Below are 21,262 nucleotides of genomic sequence, written 5' to 3' on the forward strand. Positions count from 1 at the left end.
CATAAATGAAAATCTGGAATAAAACGCTACTAAGCCTCACTGTTTCTCTTGGTTCACTAGGAGCGCTTGGTTCATTTGAAGCATTTGCCCAACCGGTAGAACTTGATAAAGTTGAAGTGATCGTTAACGAAGGTGTCATCTTAAAAAGTGACATTGACTCGGCAATGAAAACAATCCGTGCTAATGCGCGTTCTGCCAATCAATCATTACCAGCAGAAGACATACTAAAAGAACAAGTCTTAGAAAAGCTGATTTTAGACACCATACAAACGCAGCAAGCGGAAAAATTGGGTGTCCGAATCGATGATAATCGCCTTGAAAGTGCAATTAAAGAAATCGCATCGAATCAAGGGAAAACCATTCCTCAATTACGTAAGGTATTGGCAAGTGAAGGTTTGAGCTACGCAGAGTTTCGTGAACAAGTACGAAATGAAATTGCGGCATCTGAAGCACGAAATGCTCAAGTACGTCGCCGAATTAATATCCTTCCTGCTGAAGTTGAAGGTTTGGCTGAAATTTTAGCCAAAGAGAGCAATGCGACCGTTCAATACAAAGTGAACCATATTCAACTGAGATTTAATGATTCTCAAACGAAGCAAGAAGTCGAAGATCAAGCGAGCTTACTCGTCTCAAAAATCAACGGCGGTGAAGATTTCAAAACCATGGCGTATACCTTCTCAAAAGGTCCTAAAGCTCTTCAAGGTGGTGATTGGGGATGGCTAAGAAAAGAAGAAATGCCAACCATCTTTGCAGATCAAATAACCACGCAAGGTAAAGGGACCGTTATTGGTCCTTTCCGAAGTGGTGTAGGTTTCCACATTATTAAGCTTGAAGATGTAAAAGGTTTGGAAACCGTTGCTGTGACAGAAGTTAATGCTCGTCATATTCTGATCAAAACATCCGTTATATTGAGTGATGATGGAGCAAAACGCGAGCTGAACGAATTCAGACGCCAGATTGAAGCTGGAGAAAGAACCTTTGGCGATCTTGCCCAGCAATACAGTGCTGACCCTGGTTCTGCTGTAAGCAATGGTGAGCTAGGGTTTCAAACGCCCGATCTCTACGTTCCAGAATTCAAGCACCAAATTGAATCACTTCCTGTCGGTCAATTGAGTCAGCCATTTGAAACGGTGCATGGCTGGCACATTGTTGAGGTATTGGAAAGACGCCAAGTGGATAGAACAGACTCCGCAATGACAAATAAAGCGTACCGAATTCTATTCAACCGGAAGTTCAATGAAGAAGTGGGCGCATGGATGCAGGAAATCCGTGCTGGTGCTTATGTCGAAATCCTGGGAGATGAAAATGACAGTTAGACGAATTGCTGTCACCGCTGGTGAACCTGCGGGAATTGGTCCAGATCTCGTGCTTGCGCTTTCCGCACACAATTGGGACCACCAAATCATTGTCGTCGCCGATAAAGAAATGCTAAACCGACGTGCTGAGCAGCTCAATATTAATGTAGATCTCATTGATTACAACGCTAATAGCGTAGCAAGCCCGCAAAAAAGCGGGACGCTCATCGTTGATCATTTACCTACTGATACAGAAGTTGTGGCTGGTGAGCTCAATGAAGCTAACGGTAGCTATGTACTCAAAACATTAGAGAGAGCCGCTCAAGGCTGTATGAATAATGAATTTGATGCTATTGTCACCGGCCCTGTACACAAGGGCGTCATCAATCGTTCCGGCGTCCCATTTAGCGGGCATACAGAGTTCTTTGCTGAAAAGTCGAATACGTCACTGGTGGTGATGATGTTGGCAACGGAGGGGCTGCGAGTTGCTCTGGTAACAACGCATATCCCTTTGGCTTATGTATCTCAAGCTGTCACTGAAGATCGTCTAGAACAAATTATTGAGATTTTGCACAAGGATCTGGTCGAAAAGTTCGCTATCAAGGAACCTAAAATTTACGTATGTGGGTTGAATCCACATGCTGGTGAAGATGGCTGTTTGGGTATGGAAGAAATTGAAACGATCACACCGACCCTTACCAAGATCCGCCAAGGAAAAGGGTACGACTTAGTTGGACCGCTTCCTGCTGACACAATCTTCAATCAAAAGTACTTGCAAGAAGCTGACGCTGTCCTTGGGATGTATCACGACCAAGTATTACCTGTATTAAAGTACAAAGGATTCGGTCGTTCTGTTAATATCACGCTCGGTTTACCGTTCATTAGAACATCAGTAGATCATGGTACAGCACTTGATTTGGCAGGGACTGGTCAGGCGGATACAGGAAGTTTCCAAACAGCGCTCACGCACGCCATCGAATTAGTAGAGAAAAAACAATGAGAAACGATGTCCATTTAGGACACAAAGCGCGTAAACGTTTTGGTCAAAACTTTTTAAACGATCCCTATATCATTGATGGAATCGTTTCGTCGATCAACCCGAGACCCGGTCAGAACTTAGTTGAAATTGGTCCTGGGCTTGGTGCCATCACTGAACCTGTAGGCAAAGAAGTCGACAAATTTACGGTTATTGAGTTAGACCGCGATTTGGCAGAGCGCTTGCGCAATCACCCAGAATTGGGCGATAAGCTGACAATTCATGAAGGCGATGCCATGCGTTTCGATTTTACGCAATTGGTTAAACCGAATAACAAACTGCGTATTTTTGGTAACCTGCCTTACAATATCTCTACGCCGTTAATGTTCCACTTATTTGAGTTTCATAAAGACGTCCAAGACATGCACTTTATGCTGCAAAAAGAAGTGGTTAATCGCTTAGCCGCAGCACCAGGTAGCAAAGCGTATGGTCGCCTAACTGTAATGGCTCAATACTATTGCAAAGTGGTCCCAGTACTGGAAGTTCCACCTACTGCATTTGTTCCGCCACCTAAAGTGGACTCTGCCGTTGTGCGTTTAGTACCTTACGAAGAAATCCCCTACCCTGCCACCAGTCTAAAGTGGCTAGATAGAGTGTGTCGCGAAGGCTTTAACCAACGCCGTAAAACCATTCGAAACTGTTATAAAGGTCTATTAACGGCAGAACAGTTAGAAAATCTGGGCATAAACCCGAGTATGCGCCCCGAAAATATCACATTAGAGCAGTTTGTCGATATGGCTAACTGGCTAGATTCTAACCACTCTAACTAGAATCTATACTTCGAAAGCTGATAAATGCCTTAAGTCTGTTATAGTTAAGTCATATACCGGATTTAAGGCTTTTTTGCATCCAAGGAGCGCTTATATGGAAGTATCCCATCCTTGTGTCAAATGTCAGGTACACACGAAATACGTGCCTGAACAATCCCAACCCGATCAAAATCGATACGTTTTTGCTTATATCATCACAATCAAAAACCTCAGCCAGCAGTCTGTACAGCTAATGAGTAGAAAGTGGCTTATTACAGACGGCAACCAAAAGCAATTGGTGGTGGAAGGTGATGGTGTCGTCGGAGAGCAACCCGTTATTGACGCTGGCGACGAATACACTTATACAAGTGGTACCGCCATTGAGACGCCAATAGGTGTCATGCAAGGTCACTACCTAATGCACGACCAATCGGGCGATGAGTTTAAAGCCGATATCGACCCATTCCGCCTCGCAGTACCCAATATCCTCAATTAAGGAAAATTCATTGGCAAATTATATTGTTGGTGACATCCAAGGATGTTTTGAAGAGCTGACCCTATTGCTGGAATCAGCTCAATTTGACCGGAAAAAAGACATATTATGGTTTGCAGGTGATCTTGTAGCTCGAGGTCCTAGCTCGCTTGAAACACTCAGGTTTGCCAAAGATCTAGGTAAAGCGACAAAAGTGGTTCTTGGGAATCACGACTTGCATTTGCTAGCGGTGTACCACGGTATTAGCCCTCTTAAAAAGAAAGACAAGACTGCGCCAATTATTGAAGCTGATGATTGCGACGAGCTGATGGCATGGCTTCGTGAGCAACCGCTTATTGCTGAACACGATGAATTTGTCATGTGTCATGCAGGTATTTCCCCTCAATGGGACTTACAAACGGCGCGTAAAGAAGCTCGCAAAGTCGAATCTGTTTTACAAAGCGACAAATGGGTTTGGTTACTGGAAAATATGTATGATAACCAGCCAGATCAGTGGAGTCCAAAGCTCAAAGGCATTGAACGTTATCGATACGCGATTAACGCGTTTACACGAATGCGTTTTGTTCACGCCGATGGAAGGTTAGATATGGCATGTAAGCTTCCTCCATCTGACATTTCCGATGAAAGTTTAGTGCCTTGGTTTGACCTTCCTAACAAGAAAGATGTCGGAAAAGCCATCCTATTTGGGCATTGGGCAGCTTTGGAAGGTGTGATTCAAGAAAAGGTAATCGGTTTAGATACCGGATGTGTCTGGGGTGGTGAGCTGACGATGATTCGCTGGGAAGATAAAAAGTTATTCACTCAAAAAGCGATATAGAGAACCCTGTCCTTTTCAAGGAAGAAGCTTTACCTTTTCCTTTTCCTTTTCCTTTTCCCAAAAAAGCAGAGCTCTAGTAGAAATCAACTGTCGGTGAGTTCTGTTTCAATAATTTAATTACTTCTTTCCAGAACAACAAACTCCAGGTTGTACGCATTTTTTTCATTTTTACTGAAGAATTCTTGATGCGTTTGCTTCCAACCTTCTCCCCAATCAGGAAACTGAGTGTCGCCATCTATATCGGCATCTATATGTGTTACATACAGTGTGTCTGCAATAGGTAAGCACTCTGCGTATATTGAGCCGCCACCGATGATCATCAGCTCTTCAATCCCTTCCACAAGTGACTTGGCTTGCTCAATACTGGTCACTGTCTCTACACCATCAATGGCTAAATTCGGATCGCGACTCACAACAATGTTTCGACGTCCAGGTAGAGGTCGCCCAATAGATTCATAAGTTTTTCGCCCCATAACGACAGGTTTTCCCATCGTACAACGCTTAAACCAAGCAAAATCTGCAGGTAGATGCCATGGCATATCATTGTCTTTACCAATTATGCGGTTACGAGCCATTGCGGCAATCATACTAATCTTCATTTGGGTCCTTTGAAGCAACTAAACAATGGGTTTTCTGCGGTAGAATAACAAACCCGGCATTGCTAAGCCAATGGCTAACCCAGCAATGATAAACATCGCTTTCAAGAAGTTTTCTACTAAGTCACCAAATAGCGCTTCGCTGTACCCCAAGCTGTTTAACTCAACTAACGCAATCATGGCTTTAAAAGCGTAAACTCCAGGTACCATTGGAATTAAAGCGGCTACGGTGAATACTTTCGGGTGAGCTAAGAATCGATGTGACCATCGCACACCAATAAACCCAACGACCGTTGCTGCAAGAAATGAAGCCCACTCAATAGGAATTCCGAATTCCATCAATAAAAAGCGACTACCATGCCCCAAAGCACCACCAATCGCACAAAACTTTAGCGCGTTGACCGGAACATTAAATACCAACGCAAAACCAACTGCGGGAATAGCGGCGAAGAACATATCATTAATTAACGCTAAAATTAGGCTCATCCAACCCACCCCCATACACCAACAATGTTCATGGCTCCGATAATTCCCATAGCGGTTGCCAACGTCAACAAACTTGCCATAACGAATCGGGCAATCCCCATGTTGACATACCCTTTGAGCATGTCTGCGACAGCATTGATCAAGGGCACGCCCGGTACCAACATCAATACCGAAGACGCCATCGCAATAAATGGCTCGTTACCGATTTGAAACGTGACTGCTTGTGCGGAAATTAATGTGGTCACAAAAGCCGTGACCGAGAAGTTGAGGAATGGATTAAAATGTCGATGACCTATTTCTTGTCTAACGATCATGCCAACAGAAGATGCCAAGAAAGTCATGGCGAAAACGCTCCAATCCCCTCCTGCAAGTCGGCTGAAGGATGCACAAGATAAACCAATCATGAATACAACTAACCAGCGGTTATAACGTTCTGGATTGATTTCTGCGAGCTTACTTTTAGCTAGCTTACAATCCAGTAATCCTTTTTCCATCAAGATGCAGATACGCTGAACTTGAGTAACCACTTTCATGTTAATCCCGCGATCGGGGCTGCGTCTTGCTGTGGTGATGCAATTACCGGACTTTAACGTTGTGACCACCAATGAACTCGCAGATAGAGATACTTCCACTTCATCCATATGGCTTGCAAGCCCTATTCTTCGGGATATATCGCCGACTAACGTGCTCTCTGCACCATGAGCCAAGAGCATTTGTGCCGCTTGAGCGATAAGCCGAGTGACTTCTCGCTGATTGTTATCCATAACCATGCCTCTCAATTGGACGAGCCGAAAATTATACAATTGCTACACAAATAAAAAATGCCGCAACCAAAGTTTGCGGCATTTTTAAAACGAATATGTGTGGGTTAGTCTCGAACGTAGATAACGTGGCCGTCATCTTCTTCGTCGTCCCAGTCGTCATCATCATCTTCTGTGATAACGTTTTTACCACTCATTGCATCTTTGTGGTAATCGTCCCACATGAAGTCGACTTTATCTTCAACCTCTTCCACTTCTTCTTCACGAGGAAGGCTTTCCATGAAGTCAGCTAGCTTATAACAAAGCTCTTTTGTACCTTGTTTATTAACAGCTGATACTTTGAAGTAAGGGTCTTCCCAACCAAGTGCATCCAAGATCTCTTGGATTAACTCGTCAGCGTCTTCTTCAGGCATCAAGTCTGTTTTATTGAAGATCAACCAACGTGGCTTTTGCGCTACCTTTTCACTGTATTGCTCAAGCTCATCGATAATCGTTAATGCATTCTGAATCGGGTCACTTTGATCAACTGGCATAATATCGATCATGTGAAGCAATACTCGACAGCGCTCTAAGTGTTTAAGGAATCGGATCCCCAAACCAGCACCGTCTGCAGCTCCTTCAATCAAGCCTGGAATATCCGCAACTACGAAGCTTTTTTCAGGAACGACACTAACAACGCCCAAGCTTGGAATAAGTGTAGTAAAAGGATAATCTGCTACTTTCGGTTTAGCTGCTGATACTGCACGGATAAACGTAGATTTACCGGCATTTGGTAATCCCAACATACCAACATCGGCAAGTAAGAGTAGCTCTAGACGCAATTCACGAACTTCGCCTTTTGTGCCCATGGTTTTCTGACGTGGAGCTCGGTTAACAGACGACTTAAAGCGCGTGTTACCTAATCCATGCCAGCCACCTTTAGCAACCATGATTTTTTTGCCGTGCTCGGCTACTTCACCCACAACTTCATTCGTGTGGATATCGACAGCACGGGTACCAACAGGCACTTTCAAGATGATATCTTTACCGCGTTTACCAGTACAGTTACCACCGCGACCGTTTTCGCCACGATCAGCGTTGTAAAAGCGTTGGAATCGATAGTCGATAAGGGTATTCAGGTTTTCATCCGCTTGGACATAAACATCACCGCCATCACCACCGTCACCACCATCAGGACCACCCTTGGCGACAAATTTCTCACGCCAAAAGCTAACAACGCCATTACCGCCGTCGCCAGCATCTACTTTAATTACCGCTTCATCAACGAATTTCATTTTTTACTCCGCATTTTGTGCGTTGCAATACCACCTGAGTAAAGTGGTATAAATTCTAGCAGATCCAGATGTAAGATCGATCACCTGAGATCCAGGATCGGTCTGCATTCAGGAACAAAAAGAAAGACCATCTAAAAAAATAATTCGATACTTATCATTTAGATAGTGACGAGATCTTGCTTTTGGCTCTGTCATAAATAAAAAACCCCGCCGAATCGGCAGGGCTTTTGAATTCAGCTAGAAACTAAATTTATTCAGATTCAATGCTAACGAATTTACGGTTTTTAGGACCTTTAACTTCAAATTTCACTTTACCTTCAGTAAGAGCGAAAAGAGTGTGGTCTTTACCGATACCAACGTTAGTGCCAGCGTGGAACTTAGTACCACGTTGACGAACAATGATGTTACCTGCAAGAACAGATTCACCACCGAAACGCTTAACACCAAGACGTTTACTTTCTGAATCGCGGCCGTTACGAGTAGAACCGCCAGCTTTTTTGTGTGCCATTGTTAAACTCTCCTAATATCTATTAAGCGTTGATGCCAGTGATTTTCACTTCAGTGAACCACTGACGATGGCCTTGTTGCTTACGAGAGTGCTTACGACGACGGAACTTAACGATTTTAACTTTATCGCCACGGCCGTGCTTAACCACTTCAGCAGTTACCTTGCCACCCTCTACAAGAGGAGCACCAACAGCAATTTCTTCGCCGTTAGCTACAAGAAGAACTTTGTCGAACTCAACAGTTGCGCCAGTTTCAACGTCTAATTTTTCTAAACGAAGAGTTTGACCTTCGCTTACACGGTGTTGTTTACCACCAGATTGGAAAACAGCGTACATATTTTACTCCGCTTTTTCCGCACAGCCTATGCTATGTGAGCAATTTGGGTGTGCGCTAAACTAATCATCAATAGGGCGCAGATTCTACAGAAAGGCTATCCCCATGACAAGCCATATTTTTAAAAAATTGGCGAAAAGCTAATCGCCAAAGAAAAGTGTGCCAATCATGCCGTTAGATAATGTATTTCGCAACGATTTTTAGTGTAATATTCAGCAATTAATAAAAATCATTAAGCCTTATAGGGTATAACCTCAGCCGGAAGAACAATGGATTTTAAAGCTATCCAAGCGCTCACAGCCGATGATATGGCAAAAGTGAACGAAACCATCCTTGCTCAACTTAACTCTGATGTGAGTTTAATTAACCAACTAGGATTTTATATTGTAAGTGGTGGCGGTAAACGTATTCGTCCGCTACTTGCTGTATTGTCTGCTCGCGCACTTGGCTATGAAGGTAATAGCCATACCACCGCTGCAGCCTTTATTGAATTCATTCACACTGCCACTTTATTACACGACGACGTCGTTGATGAATCAGATATGCGTCGTGGCAAGGCCACCGCCAATGCAGCGTTTGGAAATGCAGCCAGTGTACTTGTGGGAGACTTTATTTATACGCGCTCTTTTCAGATGATGACGAAGCTTGGATCCATGGAGATCCTCGAATTAATGAGTGATGCGGTCAACATTATTGCTGAAGGCGAAGTACAGCAATTAATGAATTGTAATGACCCAGATACAACTGAAGAAAGCTATATGCAGGTCATCTATTCAAAAACAGCACGTTTGTTTGAAGCTGCAACTCAGATTGGAGCGATTTTGACTGATGCTTCTCCAGAAGTCGAAAAGGCAATGCAGAATTATGGAAAATACTTAGGCACTGCATTCCAGCTCATTGACGACGTGATGGATTACACATCCGACGGCGAAGATATGGGTAAAAACGTTGGAGATGACCTTGCGGAAGGCAAACCAACCTTGCCTCTTTTATATGCCATGCAAAATGGTACGGACGCGCAGAGAGTGATGATTCGTGAAGCTATTGAAGAATCAAATGGCATGGAGCGCTTTGATGACATCATGCAAGCGATGCGTGATACTGCTTCTTTGGAATACACGTCGGGTCTTGCTCATCAAGAAGCCGATAAAGCTATTGCAGAGCTCAACGTACTACCAGAGTCAGAATATAAGCAAGCTCTCGTTACCTTGGCTCACATGGCGGTTAAGCGCAGTAAGTAGCTGAAGGTTTAGCTATATAATAGAGGGAGTCATTTTCTTCCTCTATTTACTTGCTTCTCTATATTCCTGCTCGTCTATATACATAGCCTCTATATATGAGGCTTAGCGTGCCCTGTATCTTTAACTTGTCGTTGATAAGTAAAAAGTAGTTCCACAAGATCAAAAAAACCGACCACACGGTCGGTTTTTTATTTCTCGATATTGAGAGAACTTACTTAGCGAAGTCCACACCGATGCTGATATCGCCTTTAAGCGTATCAAGCATGCCATCAAGTGCAGCTTGCTCGTAAGCGCTGATTTCACCGTAGCTCAAGACTTCTTCTACGCCATTCTTGCCCAATTTAATTGGTTGCGCGAAGTACTCTGCGTGCTCACTGCCGCCATCGACGTATGCGCACTCAACTACGCCTTCTTCACCTTGAAGCGCTTTCACAAGTGATAGACCGAATCGACATGCTGCTTGTCCCATAGACAAGGTTGCGCTACCGCCACCCGCTTTCGCTTCAACAACTTCAGTACCAGCATTTTGAATGCGTTTTGTTAGAGCATCGATTTCTTCATCGGTAAACTCTACACCTTCAACTTGTGAAAGAAGAGGAAGAATAGTCACACCAGAGTGACCACCAATAACAGGTACACGAACATCGCCTGGATCTTTGTCTTTTAATTCAGCAACGAAAGTTTCAGAACGGATCACATCCAATGTGGTCACACCAAACAGTCTGCGCTTGTCATAAACGCCTGCTTTCTTAAGAACTTCAGCAGCGATTGGTACAGTAGTATTTACAGGGTTTGTAATGATACCAACACAGGCTGTTGGACAAACTACGGCAATCTTTTCAGCTAGTGATTTAACAATACCAGCGTTAACGTTAAACAGATCAGCACGATCCATACCCGGCTTACGTGCAACACCTGCAGAAATCAGCACAACATCTGCACCTTCTAGTGCTGGAGTCGGGTCTTCGCCTGCATAACCTTTAATTGAAACCGGAGTTGGGATGTGGCTCAAATCTGCCGCTACACCCGGAGTAACAGGTGCGATGTCGTAAAGAGCAAGATCAGATCCAGCTGGTAGACGGTTCTTTAGTAGAAGTGCGAGTGCTTGGCCAATGCCTCCTGCGGCACCAATTACGGCTACTTTCATGGTTATTCTCCTTGGGTAATTTAGCAATACTTCACGTTAAGGTATGAAACCTTTGTAAGTTGGTTTTTCTAACCTAAATTGTAGATAAGAAACTATAGTAACTACGTTCTTATTACAATTAATTAACGACATCTTTGCGACTTCGCGCAAATCGACCTTTTCGTGCTACAAAATGAAGCAAGAGAATGCTCTTAAAACCCAGAGCATACAACAAGTTTGATTAAAATATTTGTGGCATAAATCTCACCTAAAAGCACAGGAATTTAGAACTTTTCACCTAATAGTAAAAGAATGAGTACAAGTGACTTTAGTAGCAGAAATTGGGCAGAAGTTGGTGAAGGTGCATTATCTATGCAAAAATAACAAAAATAGTTTTAACTATATGAAATTGAGAATCATGCGAAATACAGAAAAACAAGACAACCTTGTACGTGCTTTTAAAGCACTATTAAAAGAAGAACGCTTTGGTTCACAGGGGGAAATCGTCGATGCTCTGAGAGCTGAAGGTTTTGAAAACATAAACCAGTCCAAAGTATCTCGAATGCTAACCAAGTTTGGCGCTGTTCGTACAAGAAACGCTAAAATGGAGATGGTGTACTGTCTTCCTGCAGAACTTGGAGTCCCTACCGTATCAAGTTCTCTACGAGAGCTAGTGTTGGACATAGACCACAACAACGCGCTGGTTGTCATCCATACCGGTCCTGGAGCCGCACAGCTTATCGCTAGGTTGTTAGATTCCCTAGGAAAATCAGAAGGCATATTAGGTGTTGTCGCTGGTGATGACACTATCTTTATTACACCGACGCTCCCCGTTCCTACCAAGGAACTGTATGACTCCGTTTGTGATTTATTTGATTACCATGGCTAATTAACGCCAGTGCAAATGATAAATATCTCATTTCACTACTATTGTGATCGATCGCACATTTAAAGCAATCTGCGACTAAACTAATCACAAATATCTAACCCTATGAAAAATAAAGACTTTATGGGGTTAGGCATTTCCCTTATTCCTTTTCAACTCTAGACTTATCATCTATAGAAATTAACATTCTTGTAATTTCCAACCAGATTTTTGCTATTATTCAGCCACTTTTTCATCTAATGGACTGAAAAAGATGCCGTTTCCAATAGGAAGCTATTCCACATTCGTGGCGAATAATGAAAATAAGGAAGGGAAATTCATGGCATTTAAACACCTTGTAAAAATCAGTGCGATTGCTGCAGCAGTAGCTGGCGCTGGTTCTGTTCATGCTCAAGAATTCATCACCATTGGCACAGGCTCTGTAACTGGCGTTTATTACCCAACTGGTGGTGCAATTTGTAAGCTTGTGAACAAGGGTCGAAAAGAACACGACATTCGTTGTTCAGTTGAATCAACCGGTGGTTCTATTTACAACGTAAATACCATCCGTGCTGGTGAACTGGACTTTGGCGTTGTTCAATCTGACTGGCAGTACCATGGCTACAATGGTACAAGCAAATTCTCAGAGCAAGGTCCGTACAAAAAACTACGTGCTATGTTCTCTTTGCACACTGAACCATTCAACATTATTGCTCGTGCAGATGCAGGTATCGATAACGTAGCAGACCTTAAAGGTAAGCGCGTAAACATCGGTAACCCTGGTTCTGGTGATCGCGCAACAATGGGTGTTGTTATGGATGCATTTGGCTGGACGAACGACAGCTTCAAGCTAGCATCTGAACTAAAAGGTTCTGAGCGTTCTCAGGCTCTTTGTGATAACAAGATCGATGCGTTCATCTACATGGTTGGTCACCCAAATGGATCAATCAAAGAAGCCACAACCTCTTGTGATGCAAAACTAGTTTCTGCAACGGGTAGCAACATCGATGAAATCGTTGCTGGCAACCCTTACTACGCATACAGTAACGTACCTGCAGGTATGTACCGTGGTACAGAATCTGACGTTAAGAGTTTTGGTGTTGCTGCAACTATGGTAACGACATCAGACGTATCTGATGAAGTAGCTTACAACGTTGCAAAAGCGGTATTCGAAAACTTCAATACGTTTAAGCGCTTGCACCCTGCATTCGCTAACCTGAAAAAAGAAGACATGGTAAAAGCAGGTCTTTCTATCCCTCTTCACCCAGGTGCTGCGAAGTACTACAGAGAAGTGGGTCTACTAAAATAAACTCAGTAGAAATACTTTGACAAAAAGGAGGCACTCACGCCTCCTTTTATTGGCATATCAAACAATCGTTATTCCTGTTTATGCCAACTTCAATTTGACAGACATACTGTTTCAAAACACAAGTCATTGTCTTCATCAGTCTCAATAGCTAGACTGATGAAACTTGTTAACATTTTGTTAAGAATTTTTCGTTACATTAATTGAACGACCTGCTGCTGGACTTGCAGCATATAACACCAAAATATAATAAGGATAACGTACATGACGCAGACAACAACACCGTCTCAAGATGTGCAAGATATGGTGGCACAAGCCGATACTGGAGCGCGAAGCCCTGCTGGGATTCCAGGTCGGATTTTATGGTTTGTCCCTCTTTGTTGGTCTCTTTTCCAACTGTGGTACGCATCACCCCTGCCATTTATTTTCAATTTTGGCGTTCTGAATGACACAGAAGCCCGAGCAATCCATTTAACGTTTGCAGTATTTCTAGCCTTTACTGCATACCCAGCTCTAAAAACATCGCCTCGCGATCATATCCCATTAGTGGATTGGGCGATGGCGTTAGCCGGCAGTTTTGCCGCCGCTTATATATACCTATTTTATACTGAGCTCGCTGGTCGTTCTGGCGCGCCAACCACATTTGATATCGTTGCTGCCGTAACGGGTATGGTGCTGCTACTAGAAGCCACTCGTCGAGCACTTGGTCCACCGCTAATGGTGGTTGCTGCGGTATTCCTAACATACACCTTCGCTGGTCCATATATGCCAGATGTGATTGCACACAAGGGTGCGAGCCTGAACAAGGCGATGTCTCACTTATGGCTAACAACAGAAGGTGTGTTTGGTGTGGCTCTAGGGGTTTCAACCTCTTTCGTTTTCTTGTTCGTACTATTTGGTGCCATGCTCGAACGTGCTGGTGCAGGTGCCTACTTCATCAAAGTTGCCTTTTCGCTGCTTGGGCATATGCGTGGTGGACCGGCTAAAGCCGCTGTTGTTGCATCTGGATTATCAGGCCTTGTTTCTGGTTCCTCGATTGCCAACGTGGTCACAACGGGTACATTCACCATCCCGCTAATGAAGCGTGTCGGATTCCCCGGAACTAAAGCGGGTGCGGTAGAAGTTGCAGCTTCAACCAATGGGCAGCTAACACCACCAATTATGGGTGCTGCGGCATTCTTGATGGTGGAATATGTGGGTATTTCCTACGTTGAGGTTATCAAAGCCGCACTGCTTCCTGCTCTTATTTCTTATATTGCTTTGATTTACATCGTTCACTTAGAAGCATGTAAAGCTGGTATGACAGGGCTTCCGCGCCGCCGAGTTCCAACACTCGTGCAGAGCCTATTATCTTTCACTGGTACCATCCTAGGTCTGTGTGTGATCAGTGCCTTGGTTTACTACGGTGTAGGTTGGACGAAAGATGTCTTCGGTGATGCAGCTACCCCGATCGTGACGGTCGCTCTGCTTATCGCTTACTTGGTGTTAATTCGTATTTCAGCGAAGCACTCTAAAGAAGGCGCTATTTCTATCGATTCGGAATTGACTGAAGTACCTGAACCGGGTCCTACCATTAAGTCTGGATTGCACTTCTTACTGCCGATCGTTGTTTTGGTTTGGTGTTTAACCGTTGAACGTTTCTCTCCTGGTCTTTCTGCATTCTGGGCAACCGTATTCATGATTTTCATCTTGATTACTCAACGTCCACTCATGGCTATCTTGTCTAAATCAGGCAACGTTAATGAGCAAGTGAAAGAAGGGTTTGTAGACTTAGCTGAAGCACTGGTTTCTGGTGCTCGAAACATGATCGGTATTGGTGTTGCAACTGCCGCAGCAGGTACGGTTGTGGGCGTTGTGACGCTGACGGGTATCGGCTTAGTGATGACCGACTTTGTTGAGTTCATCTCTGGCGGAAGCATCATCTTGATGTTGCTATTCACAGCCATCATCAGTTTGATCCTCGGTATGGGCTTACCGACAACAGCAAACTACATCGTCGTATCAACACTAATGGCACCAGTTATTGTTACCTTGGGCGCAGCTCACGGGTTAATCATTCCACTGATTGCGGTTCACCTATTTGTGTTCTACTTCGGCATACTTGCGGATGATACGCCTCCAGTTGGTCTCGCGGCTTTTGCCGCTGCGGCGATTGCAAAATCCGACCCTATTAAAACGGGTATTCAAGGTTTCACCTACGATATCCGAACCGCTATATTGCCGTTCATGTTCATCTTTAACACTCAGTTGCTGATGATGGGCATTGATTCATGGTGGCACCTATTCTTAACCGTTATCTCTTCGATCATTGCGATGCTGATATTCTCTGCCGCGACTCAAGGTTGGTGGTTTACGAGAAACAAATGGTGGGAAACGGTGCTTCTACTTGTACTGACGTTCTCTTTCTTCCGACCTGGATTTTGGTGGGACATGCTTTACCCAGCAAAAGACTATTATGAAGGTCACGAGATCACTCAAGTGGCTGAAGGTCTGAATGTTGGTCAAACGTTAGAACTGCGTGTTGGTGGCGAAGATATTGATGGTGATTACAGCGAAAAGACTGTTCGTTTACCATTTGAAGATTCTGCCGTAACCGGTGAAGAACGTGTGGCATCAATGGGGTTAATGCTCAATGAAGTTGAAGGTCGTATGATCGTTGACATGGTTGAGTTTGGTAGCCCAGCAGAGGCATCTGGTGTCGATTTCGATTGGGAGATCAAATCGGTTGTCTTGGAAGCAGATAGACCGATGAAAGAATGGGTATTTGTTCCCGCTCTGATGATCTTGTTTGCTATGGCTTGGAACCAAAGGCGTCGAGCGAACAAAGACGCCATTCCAGCTTAACGTATTCTAAAATCGACAGCGTTGAGTTCAGCGCTGTCTTAAAAGAGATAAGCTATGTATAAAAATATTTTGGTTCCCGTCGACCTAAACGACGAAGGCTTTGCAGATAAAGCAATAGAGCTCGCAGTATGGCACGCGAAGAATTCGCAAGCCAAAGTACACTTGCTGACGGTATTGCCTGGGATTCACAATTCTATGGTCGCGACTTACTTTCCGAAAGATGCCGCTAGCCAAATGAAAAAAGACGTGAAAGCTCAGCTGCAAGAAGTGGCAGATAACAGCTTAACCAGCGCCAACATCGATAACGAAGCGCACGTTGCAGAAGGCAAGCCTTACGCGGCTATTTTGAAACACGCAGATTCTTTGAATGCGGACTTGATCATTATGCCAAGCCATAAGCGTTCAAAGCTTAACAAAGCCGTGTTGGGCTCTGTTGCCGCCAAAGTGGTACAAAACGCCAAAATTAGCGTGCTCGTTGTAAAGCCTCAAGGTTAATGCATCGATACCTAAGAGATCGGGTAGTTCGAAAACAGAAACACAAAATTAAAGCACGCTTCGGCGTGCTTTTCTTATGCCACTCGATTATTCAAATCACCCGCTACATATGACTCGATGTTTTCTATCAAGATCTTACACAGGCGAGTAATGGCGCTGTCGCTACCCCACGCTACATGAGGCGTTAACAACAAGTTGGGGAGGTGCATATTCGCAATCAACGGGTTGAATTCATCGGCTGGCTCTTCGGTAAATACATCCATTCCAGCTCCCGAAATTTGCTGGGACTTTAAGGCGTCAATAAGGGCGGACTCATCCACCAGCCCGCCACGACCTGCATTAATTAAAATGGCATTAGGCTTCATAGCCGTTAGCTCAGAGTGACCGATAAGATTGGTTGTTTCCTTGGATAATGGGCAATGCAGTGAAACCACATCTGCTATTTCCAGCGCTTTATCAAAGGGCACATACCCTTCACGACAAACCGTTGCCCCTTTACGCTCGGAGTAGATCACCTGCATGCCAATGGCTTGCCCTAGTGCGCCTGTAGCTTTACCCAATGCGCCAGACCCAACGATAGCAAGCGTTGAACCTGCAACATCACCAATAGGATGAGTAAAGAAACAGAATTGCTTTTTCTTTTGCCACTCCCCGTTTGTAATATCTTGGTGGTAACCCATTACATTGCGGCGGAGTGCAAACAACATCGCTATTACATGTTCAGGAACAGACTGGGTCGCATAGCCTTGAATGTTGCAGACTGAAATCCCATTCTCAGCACAATATCTTAAGTCGACGTTATTGGTTCCCGTGGCGGCAATCGCAATCAGCTTGAGTTTGGATGCCTGTGCCAACACTTCCTCATTCAAAATGGCTTTGTTGGAAATCACAATATCTGCGTCTTTGATTCGCTCTGCGGTTTGGGAAGGCGTGCTTAGTGGGTATTCTTCCCACTGATGCTCAAAAGTAGGCTCTGGAACAGAAATTTGGGCAGGAATGGTGTCTCTGTCTAAAAAGACAATTTTCATTGAAGGCTCCTTTCCTGCCTTCAATTAAGGTCTAGGCAGGGATTTATAATCAGGCAATATTTTATCAAGCTGAAATTGTTGCAAAATTTCAGCTTCAGCTTCGGGATAGAAATCACAAGGCACAAACATCGCCTGTAATTCTTGAGAGTTAGGGTGATAAAAGGTCAGCTCTGTTGAGTGAAGTTCAAGCCGAGTGGAATGTGCCATTGCCTCTGGCGTGGCATAAAACTCATCCCCTACAATTGGATAACCTAACGCTTGCATGTGGACACGAAGCTGATGAGAGCGCCCTGTTATTGGAATCAAGCGAACAATAGAGGTACGCGCTTCCTTTTTCACAACTTGATATCGCGTTAAAGAGGGTTTGCCGTGTTCAAAGCACACTTTTTGTCTTGGTCGATTTGGCCAGTCACAAATCAGCGGTAAATCCACCTCACCTTCTTCAGATTCTGGATGTCCCCAGACACGAGCGTAGTAAATTTTGTGCGTCAGGCGATATTGAAATTGCTTCTTTAAGGAGCGCTCCGCTTCTTTGTGCTTGGCAAACAACATCAACCCTGATGTCGACATATCTAAACGATGAACCACCTCTAGTTCGGCATATTCTTCACGTAAGCGGCTCCACATACAGTCGGCATGCTCTGGCGCTCTTCCAGGCACCGACAACAACCCAGATGGCTTATTCGCAATCAGGATATCATCGTCTTCGTACGTAATGTCTGTCCAAGGAGTAGTTGGAGGGGTGTATTCAAGCATCGCCATAAAACGTTTTTCTTTCGCGAAGGTAATAAGTGAAAGGGAAATGAGCCTCGCCCATTTCCCCTTATGTTTTTTCTATCAGTTATGGCTTACGACAATCAATCGCAGTGAATCCAACTGAATTTGAGCACTTTGGATATAACCCGTCAGTTCCTTGATTTGTTGCTCAATTGCTTCGAGCTCTTCATCTCGGATATTTGGGTTCACAGCTTTAAGTGCTTGCAAACGTTCCAACTCACCATTGAGGTTAGATTGCATGTCACTCAAGGCTGAATCACGCACTTTCGATAAGTGACCTTGGATATGACCTTCACCCGCTTCAATAAGCTTATGAACATCCCCTTGAACCGAGCTCACTAATTTACTGGCAAGATGACGATTCACCGGGCTTAGTTGGCGGTTAAAGCCTTCAAACTCGACTTGCTCAGACAAATCGTTGCCTTTGCCATCCAACATCATGCGAATAGGCGTTTGCGGTAAGAATTGTGATAAACCACTGCGCTTAGGGGCTTGAGCATCCACAAGATAAACAAGCTCAAGCAGAATGGTCCCTACGGGTAACGCCTTATTTTTCAATAGCGATACCGCAGACGTTCCCACACCTTCGCTAAGCAGTAAATCGATACCACCTTGGATCATTGGATGCTCCCAGCTCATGAAGTGCATATCTTCACGAGACAGCGCGGTATCACGATCAAAGGTAATCGTTGCGCCTTCATAAGGTAAGCCTGGGTAGCTTGGCACCATCATGTGCTCTGAAGGGGTAACCACCAGCGCATTTTCGCCTTTGTCGTCTTGGTTCAAACCAATGGTGTCAAACAAGCTTAATGCGAACGTGACTAAGTTGGTGTCGCCATCGGTTGATTCTATTTGCTCAACAATTTTCTGAGCTTTTTCACCGCCGTTAGAGTGGATTTCCAGCAATCGGTCACGACCTTGCTCAAGTTTGGCTTTCAGCTCTTGATTCATGTGGCGCGATTGATCAATCACTTCATCCAACGTTTCGGTATTTCCTGATGCCAACATCTCAATCAGTTGTTCGGAATATTGGTCGTACACCGCTCTGCCCGTTGGACAGGTTTCACCGAACGCGCTCAATCCTTCTTCGAACCAGCGAGCAATAATGCCCTGAGACGTACCTTTTAGATAAGGAACGTAGATATCGATATCACGCTGCTGACCAATACGATCCAAACGACCAATTCGCTGCTCCAGCAAATCTGGGTTGAATGGCAGGTCAAACATCACAAGTTGGCTAGCAAATTGGAAGTTACGACCTTCGGAACCGATTTCAGAACAGATCAGAACCTGTGCGCCGCCTTCATCTTGCGCAAAATACGCCGCCGCTTTGTCACGCTCAAGTATCGACATTCCTTCATGGAACACGGTAGCTCGAATGCCTTCACGCTCTCTCAGCGCTTGCTCTAATTGCAAGGCCGTGTTCGCACGAGACGCAATCACTAACACCTTCTCACTGCGCTTCTCTTTCACTTTTTCAATGAGCCAGTTTACGCGAGAGTCAAACTGCCACCACGTTGCACTATCCCCTTCAAACTCTTGGAAGATCTCTTCAGGGTAAAGCATTTTCATGGCGCGAGCTTCAGGCTTCATTTGCCCACCGAGCATACCCGCCACACGCATTGCCGTGGTGTATTGGCTTGGAATGTCCATTGGCAATAGGTGAACATTACGCTCAGGGAATCCTTTGATGGCCGCCCTTGTGTTTCGGAACAGCACTCGACCTGTACCGTGGCGGTCCATCAGGTTATCTATTAACTCCTGACGCGCTTTGGCTTTTTCCTGCTCTTCGCAACTGCCTTCGATTATGCGAAACAGGGGTTCAACATCTTGCTCTGAAAGCAATTCAGTAATTTGGTTTTTCGCAGAGTTTTCCAGCTTTTCACCAGAGAACAAAGTGGCCACAGCATCCGCTACAGGGGCGTACTGTTTTTCTTCTTCAACAAACGCACGGTAATCGTAAAAACGGTCTGGGTCTAAAAGGCGAAGACGCGCGAAATGGCTTTCATGCCCCAGCTGCTCTGGTGTTGCCGTTAGAAGAAGAACACCAGCCGTACGTTCGGCCAACCCTTCTACTACTTGGTATTCTCGGCTTGGCGCTTCTTGGCTCCATTCAAGGTGGTGGGCTTCATCCACCACTAACAGATCCCAATCAGCGTCCAGCGCTTGTTCAAAACGCTTCTTGCTCTTACGTAAGAAATCAAGCGAACACAAAACGTATTGCTGTGTTTCAAATGGGTTATCGGCTTCGGCGTAGGCTTCAATGCAACGCTCTTCATCGAAAACAGAGAAGTGCAAATTAAAGCGACGCATCATTTCAACCAACCATTGATGCTGAAGTGTTTCAGGCACCACGATTAAGATACGTTCCGCGCGACCAGATAACACCTGCTGGTGAATGATCATGCCCGCTTCAATGGTTTTACCCAATCCCACTTCATCCGCCAGTAGTACGCGAGGCGCATGACGACGCCCTACTTCGTGAGCGATATAAAGCTGGTGAGGAATGAGCCCTGCGCGCATGCCACACAAGCCACGCATCGGGCTTTTGTGCTGCTGATACTGGTTGGTTAGCGCTCGGTAACGTAAAACAAAATTGTCCATGCGGTCGATTTGACCCGCGAACAGTTTATCTTGTGGTTTGTTAAATCGAATTTGATTACTCAGCATAATTTCACGCAAAATCACACCGGATTCTTCCGTATCTGAACGCGTACCAAGGTAGGAAAGTACGCCATTGTCATCGACGACTTGTTCGACTTTTAATTGCCAGCCTTCTTGAGCATCAATCACATCACCAACATTGAATATGACTCGGGTAACGGGGGCATCAGAACGAGCATATACACGGTTCTCTTCCGACGCCGCAAATAGCAATGTAACGGTTCTCGCATCAAGTGCGACCACCGTTCCTAAACCCAAGTCACTTTCTGTATCACTAATCCAGCGTTGGCCTAAAGCAAATGTCATGTGATTGACTACCTCATCGAGTATTTCAGTTTCTATCAGGGTAAATAATTATGGCTTCACCCTGTTCAAAAGGGCGCTCATCTTACTTGAACACGTGATTCACGTCACGTTCAACACGAGTAATTTGCCTCTTTTTTTTACCCATTTCGCAATTGCAATCAAAGTGTAAAAAAGTTGTGACAAATCTAAAATACAAACTCACGAACTGTTGCTTATACTTATTAGTGAGCTCACACCGAAATAGGACAAGGTGTTGAGTTTGG

20 protein-coding genes are annotated in these 21,262 nt (G+C 44.7%); 10 read left to right on the plus strand and 10 right to left on the minus strand.

Features of this window, described 5'->3' with window-relative positions; translation table 11 throughout:
* The first annotated feature begins 5 nt into the window (after window positions 1–5).
* From surA to CW749_RS16375, 5 genes are all read left to right on the plus strand, one after another.
* Window positions 6–1,316 (plus strand): peptidylprolyl isomerase SurA, encoded by a 1,311-nt coding sequence (gene surA / locus CW749_RS16355; protein WP_101113336.1) that lies wholly within the window; start codon window positions 6–8, stop codon window positions 1,314–1,316.
* On the plus strand, window positions 1,306–2,295 hold the full coding sequence (pdxA, locus tag CW749_RS16360; protein WP_101113337.1) for a 4-hydroxythreonine-4-phosphate dehydrogenase PdxA: 990 nt from the start codon (window positions 1,306–1,308) through the stop codon (window positions 2,293–2,295). Before surA ends, pdxA begins: the two co-directional genes overlap by 11 nt.
* On the plus strand, window positions 2,292–3,101 hold the full coding sequence (rsmA, locus tag CW749_RS16365; RefSeq protein ID WP_101113338.1) for a 16S rRNA (adenine(1518)-N(6)/adenine(1519)-N(6))-dimethyltransferase RsmA: 810 nt from the start codon (window positions 2,292–2,294) through the stop codon (window positions 3,099–3,101). The genes pdxA and rsmA overlap by 4 nt, the downstream gene beginning before the upstream one ends.
* Before the next feature lie 94 nt (window positions 3,102–3,195).
* Complete coding sequence (gene apaG, locus CW749_RS16370) at window positions 3,196–3,576, plus strand: Co2+/Mg2+ efflux protein ApaG (protein WP_101113339.1); 381 nt, start codon at window positions 3,196–3,198, stop codon at window positions 3,574–3,576.
* Window positions 3,577–3,586: 10 nt separating this feature from the next.
* Window positions 3,587–4,390 carry a symmetrical bis(5'-nucleosyl)-tetraphosphatase gene (locus CW749_RS16375; protein ID WP_101113340.1) on the plus strand — a complete coding sequence of 268 codons (804 nt, stop codon included), beginning with the start codon at window positions 3,587–3,589 and terminating at the stop codon, window positions 4,388–4,390.
* Window positions 4,391–4,503: 113 nt separating this feature from the next.
* Here the strand turns inward: CW749_RS16375 and folA are convergent, their stop codons facing one another.
* The 6 genes from folA to rplU form a co-directional block, all read right to left on the minus strand.
* On the minus strand, window positions 4,504–4,989 hold the full coding sequence (gene folA, locus CW749_RS16380; protein WP_180958429.1) for a type 3 dihydrofolate reductase: 486 nt from the start codon (window positions 4,987–4,989) through the stop codon (window positions 4,504–4,506).
* An 18-nt stretch (window positions 4,990–5,007) separates the two neighbouring features.
* Window positions 5,008–5,487 carry a threonine/serine exporter family protein gene (locus CW749_RS16385; RefSeq protein WP_101113342.1) on the minus strand — a complete coding sequence of 160 codons (480 nt, stop codon included), beginning with the start codon at window positions 5,485–5,487 and terminating at the stop codon, window positions 5,008–5,010.
* Window positions 5,469–6,236: a threonine/serine exporter ThrE family protein gene (locus CW749_RS16390; protein WP_101113428.1), complete on the minus strand. Its 768-nt coding sequence runs from the start codon at window positions 6,234–6,236 to the stop codon at window positions 5,469–5,471. Before CW749_RS16390 ends, CW749_RS16385 begins: the two co-directional genes overlap by 19 nt.
* Before the next feature lie 104 nt (window positions 6,237–6,340).
* A complete protein-coding gene (gene cgtA / locus CW749_RS16395) occupies window positions 6,341–7,507 on the minus strand; it encodes an Obg family GTPase CgtA (RefSeq protein WP_101113343.1) in 1,167 nt (388 codons plus the stop codon).
* A 250-nt stretch (window positions 7,508–7,757) separates the two neighbouring features.
* The gene (gene rpmA, locus CW749_RS16400) at window positions 7,758–8,015 is read right to left on the minus strand and encodes a 50S ribosomal protein L27 (RefSeq protein WP_101113344.1); all 258 of its coding nucleotides are present in this window, start codon (window positions 8,013–8,015) and stop codon (window positions 7,758–7,760) included.
* Between the two features lie 22 nt (window positions 8,016–8,037).
* Window positions 8,038–8,349, minus strand: coding sequence for a 50S ribosomal protein L21 (rplU, locus tag CW749_RS16405; RefSeq protein ID WP_101113345.1), 312 nt, complete (start codon window positions 8,347–8,349; stop codon window positions 8,038–8,040).
* 267 nt (window positions 8,350–8,616) lie between these two features.
* Here rplU and ispB point away from each other — a divergent pair, with 267 nt between their 5' ends.
* Window positions 8,617–9,588 (plus strand): octaprenyl diphosphate synthase, encoded by a 972-nt coding sequence (ispB, locus tag CW749_RS16410; protein ID WP_101113346.1) that lies wholly within the window; start codon window positions 8,617–8,619, stop codon window positions 9,586–9,588.
* Between the two features lie 211 nt (window positions 9,589–9,799).
* Here the strand turns inward: ispB and mdh are convergent, their stop codons facing one another.
* Complete coding sequence (gene mdh / locus CW749_RS16415) at window positions 9,800–10,735, minus strand: malate dehydrogenase (protein ID WP_101113347.1); 936 nt, start codon at window positions 10,733–10,735, stop codon at window positions 9,800–9,802.
* Between the two features lie 397 nt (window positions 10,736–11,132).
* On the opposite strand from mdh, the gene argR reads away from it, so the two are divergent.
* The 4 genes from argR to CW749_RS16435 all read left to right on the plus strand — a co-directional run bounded on the left by argR (window position 11,133) and on the right by CW749_RS16435 (window position 16,224).
* The gene (argR, locus tag CW749_RS16420; RefSeq protein WP_101113429.1) at window positions 11,133–11,603 is read left to right on the plus strand and encodes a transcriptional regulator ArgR; all 471 of its coding nucleotides are present in this window, start codon (window positions 11,133–11,135) and stop codon (window positions 11,601–11,603) included.
* Window positions 11,604–11,919: 316 nt separating this feature from the next.
* On the plus strand, window positions 11,920–12,888 hold the full coding sequence (locus CW749_RS16425; protein ID WP_101113348.1) for a TAXI family TRAP transporter solute-binding subunit: 969 nt from the start codon (window positions 11,920–11,922) through the stop codon (window positions 12,886–12,888).
* A gap of 261 nt (window positions 12,889–13,149) precedes the next feature.
* Entirely contained in the window at window positions 13,150–15,729 is a 2,580-nt protein-coding gene (locus CW749_RS16430; RefSeq protein WP_101113349.1) for a TRAP transporter permease, read from the plus strand.
* A gap of 54 nt (window positions 15,730–15,783) precedes the next feature.
* Complete coding sequence (locus CW749_RS16435) at window positions 15,784–16,224, plus strand: universal stress protein (protein WP_101113350.1); 441 nt, start codon at window positions 15,784–15,786, stop codon at window positions 16,222–16,224.
* A gap of 74 nt (window positions 16,225–16,298) precedes the next feature.
* Here CW749_RS16435 and CW749_RS16440 read toward each other — a convergent pair whose 3' ends face one another.
* The 3 genes from CW749_RS16440 to rapA form a co-directional block, all read right to left on the minus strand.
* Window positions 16,299–17,252: a D-2-hydroxyacid dehydrogenase gene (locus CW749_RS16440; RefSeq protein WP_101113351.1), complete on the minus strand. Its 954-nt coding sequence runs from the start codon at window positions 17,250–17,252 to the stop codon at window positions 16,299–16,301.
* 24 nt (window positions 17,253–17,276) lie between these two features.
* Window positions 17,277–18,014 (minus strand): bifunctional tRNA pseudouridine(32) synthase/23S rRNA pseudouridine(746) synthase RluA, encoded by a 738-nt coding sequence (gene rluA, locus CW749_RS16445; RefSeq protein ID WP_101113352.1) that lies wholly within the window; start codon window positions 18,012–18,014, stop codon window positions 17,277–17,279.
* A 75-nt stretch (window positions 18,015–18,089) separates the two neighbouring features.
* Window positions 18,090–20,999 carry an RNA polymerase-associated protein RapA gene (gene rapA / locus CW749_RS16450; RefSeq protein WP_101113353.1) on the minus strand — a complete coding sequence of 970 codons (2,910 nt, stop codon included), beginning with the start codon at window positions 20,997–20,999 and terminating at the stop codon, window positions 18,090–18,092.
* Between the last annotated feature and the right edge of the window lie 263 nt (window positions 21,000–21,262).

Source organism: Vibrio sp. vnigr-6D03 (genome assembly GCF_002835515.1).
In the GTDB taxonomy this organism is placed as follows: Bacteria; Pseudomonadota; Gammaproteobacteria; order Enterobacterales; family Vibrionaceae; genus Vibrio; species Vibrio penaeicida.

Bases quoted from the DNA above. Each gene is read 5' to 3' on its own strand.
- surA (WP_101113336.1), top strand. From the start codon at position 6: ATGAAAATCTGGAATAAAACGCTACTAAGCCTCACTGTTTCTCTTGGT.
- pdxA (WP_101113337.1), top strand. From the start codon at position 1,306: ATGACAGTTAGACGAATTGCTGTCACCGCTGGTGAACCTGCGGGAATT.
- rsmA (WP_101113338.1), top strand. From the start codon at position 2,292: ATGAGAAACGATGTCCATTTAGGACACAAAGCGCGTAAACGTTTTGGT.
- apaG (WP_101113339.1), top strand. From the start codon at position 3,196: ATGGAAGTATCCCATCCTTGTGTCAAATGTCAGGTACACACGAAATAC.
- folA (WP_180958429.1), bottom strand. From the start codon at position 4,989: ATGAAGATTAGTATGATTGCCGCAATGGCTCGTAACCGCATAATTGGT.
- CW749_RS16385 (WP_101113342.1), bottom strand. From the start codon at position 5,487: ATGGGGGTGGGTTGGATGAGCCTAATTTTAGCGTTAATTAATGATATG.
- CW749_RS16390 (WP_101113428.1), bottom strand. From the start codon at position 6,236: ATGGATAACAATCAGCGAGAAGTCACTCGGCTTATCGCTCAAGCGGCA.
- cgtA (WP_101113343.1), bottom strand. From the start codon at position 7,507: ATGAAATTCGTTGATGAAGCGGTAATTAAAGTAGATGCTGGCGACGGC.
- rpmA (WP_101113344.1), bottom strand. From the start codon at position 8,015: ATGGCACACAAAAAAGCTGGCGGTTCTACTCGTAACGGCCGCGATTCA.
- rplU (WP_101113345.1), bottom strand. From the start codon at position 8,349: ATGTACGCTGTTTTCCAATCTGGTGGTAAACAACACCGTGTAAGCGAA.
- ispB (WP_101113346.1), top strand. From the start codon at position 8,617: ATGGATTTTAAAGCTATCCAAGCGCTCACAGCCGATGATATGGCAAAA.
- mdh (WP_101113347.1), bottom strand. From the start codon at position 10,735: ATGAAAGTAGCCGTAATTGGTGCCGCAGGAGGCATTGGCCAAGCACTC.
- argR (WP_101113429.1), top strand. From the start codon at position 11,133: ATGCGAAATACAGAAAAACAAGACAACCTTGTACGTGCTTTTAAAGCA.
- CW749_RS16425 (WP_101113348.1), top strand. From the start codon at position 11,920: ATGGCATTTAAACACCTTGTAAAAATCAGTGCGATTGCTGCAGCAGTA.
- CW749_RS16430 (WP_101113349.1), top strand. From the start codon at position 13,150: ATGACGCAGACAACAACACCGTCTCAAGATGTGCAAGATATGGTGGCA.
- CW749_RS16435 (WP_101113350.1), top strand. From the start codon at position 15,784: ATGTATAAAAATATTTTGGTTCCCGTCGACCTAAACGACGAAGGCTTT.
- CW749_RS16440 (WP_101113351.1), bottom strand. From the start codon at position 17,252: ATGAAAATTGTCTTTTTAGACAGAGACACCATTCCTGCCCAAATTTCT.
- rluA (WP_101113352.1), bottom strand. From the start codon at position 18,014: ATGGCGATGCTTGAATACACCCCTCCAACTACTCCTTGGACAGACATT.
- rapA (WP_101113353.1), bottom strand. From the start codon at position 20,999: ATGACATTTGCTTTAGGCCAACGCTGGATTAGTGATACAGAAAGTGAC.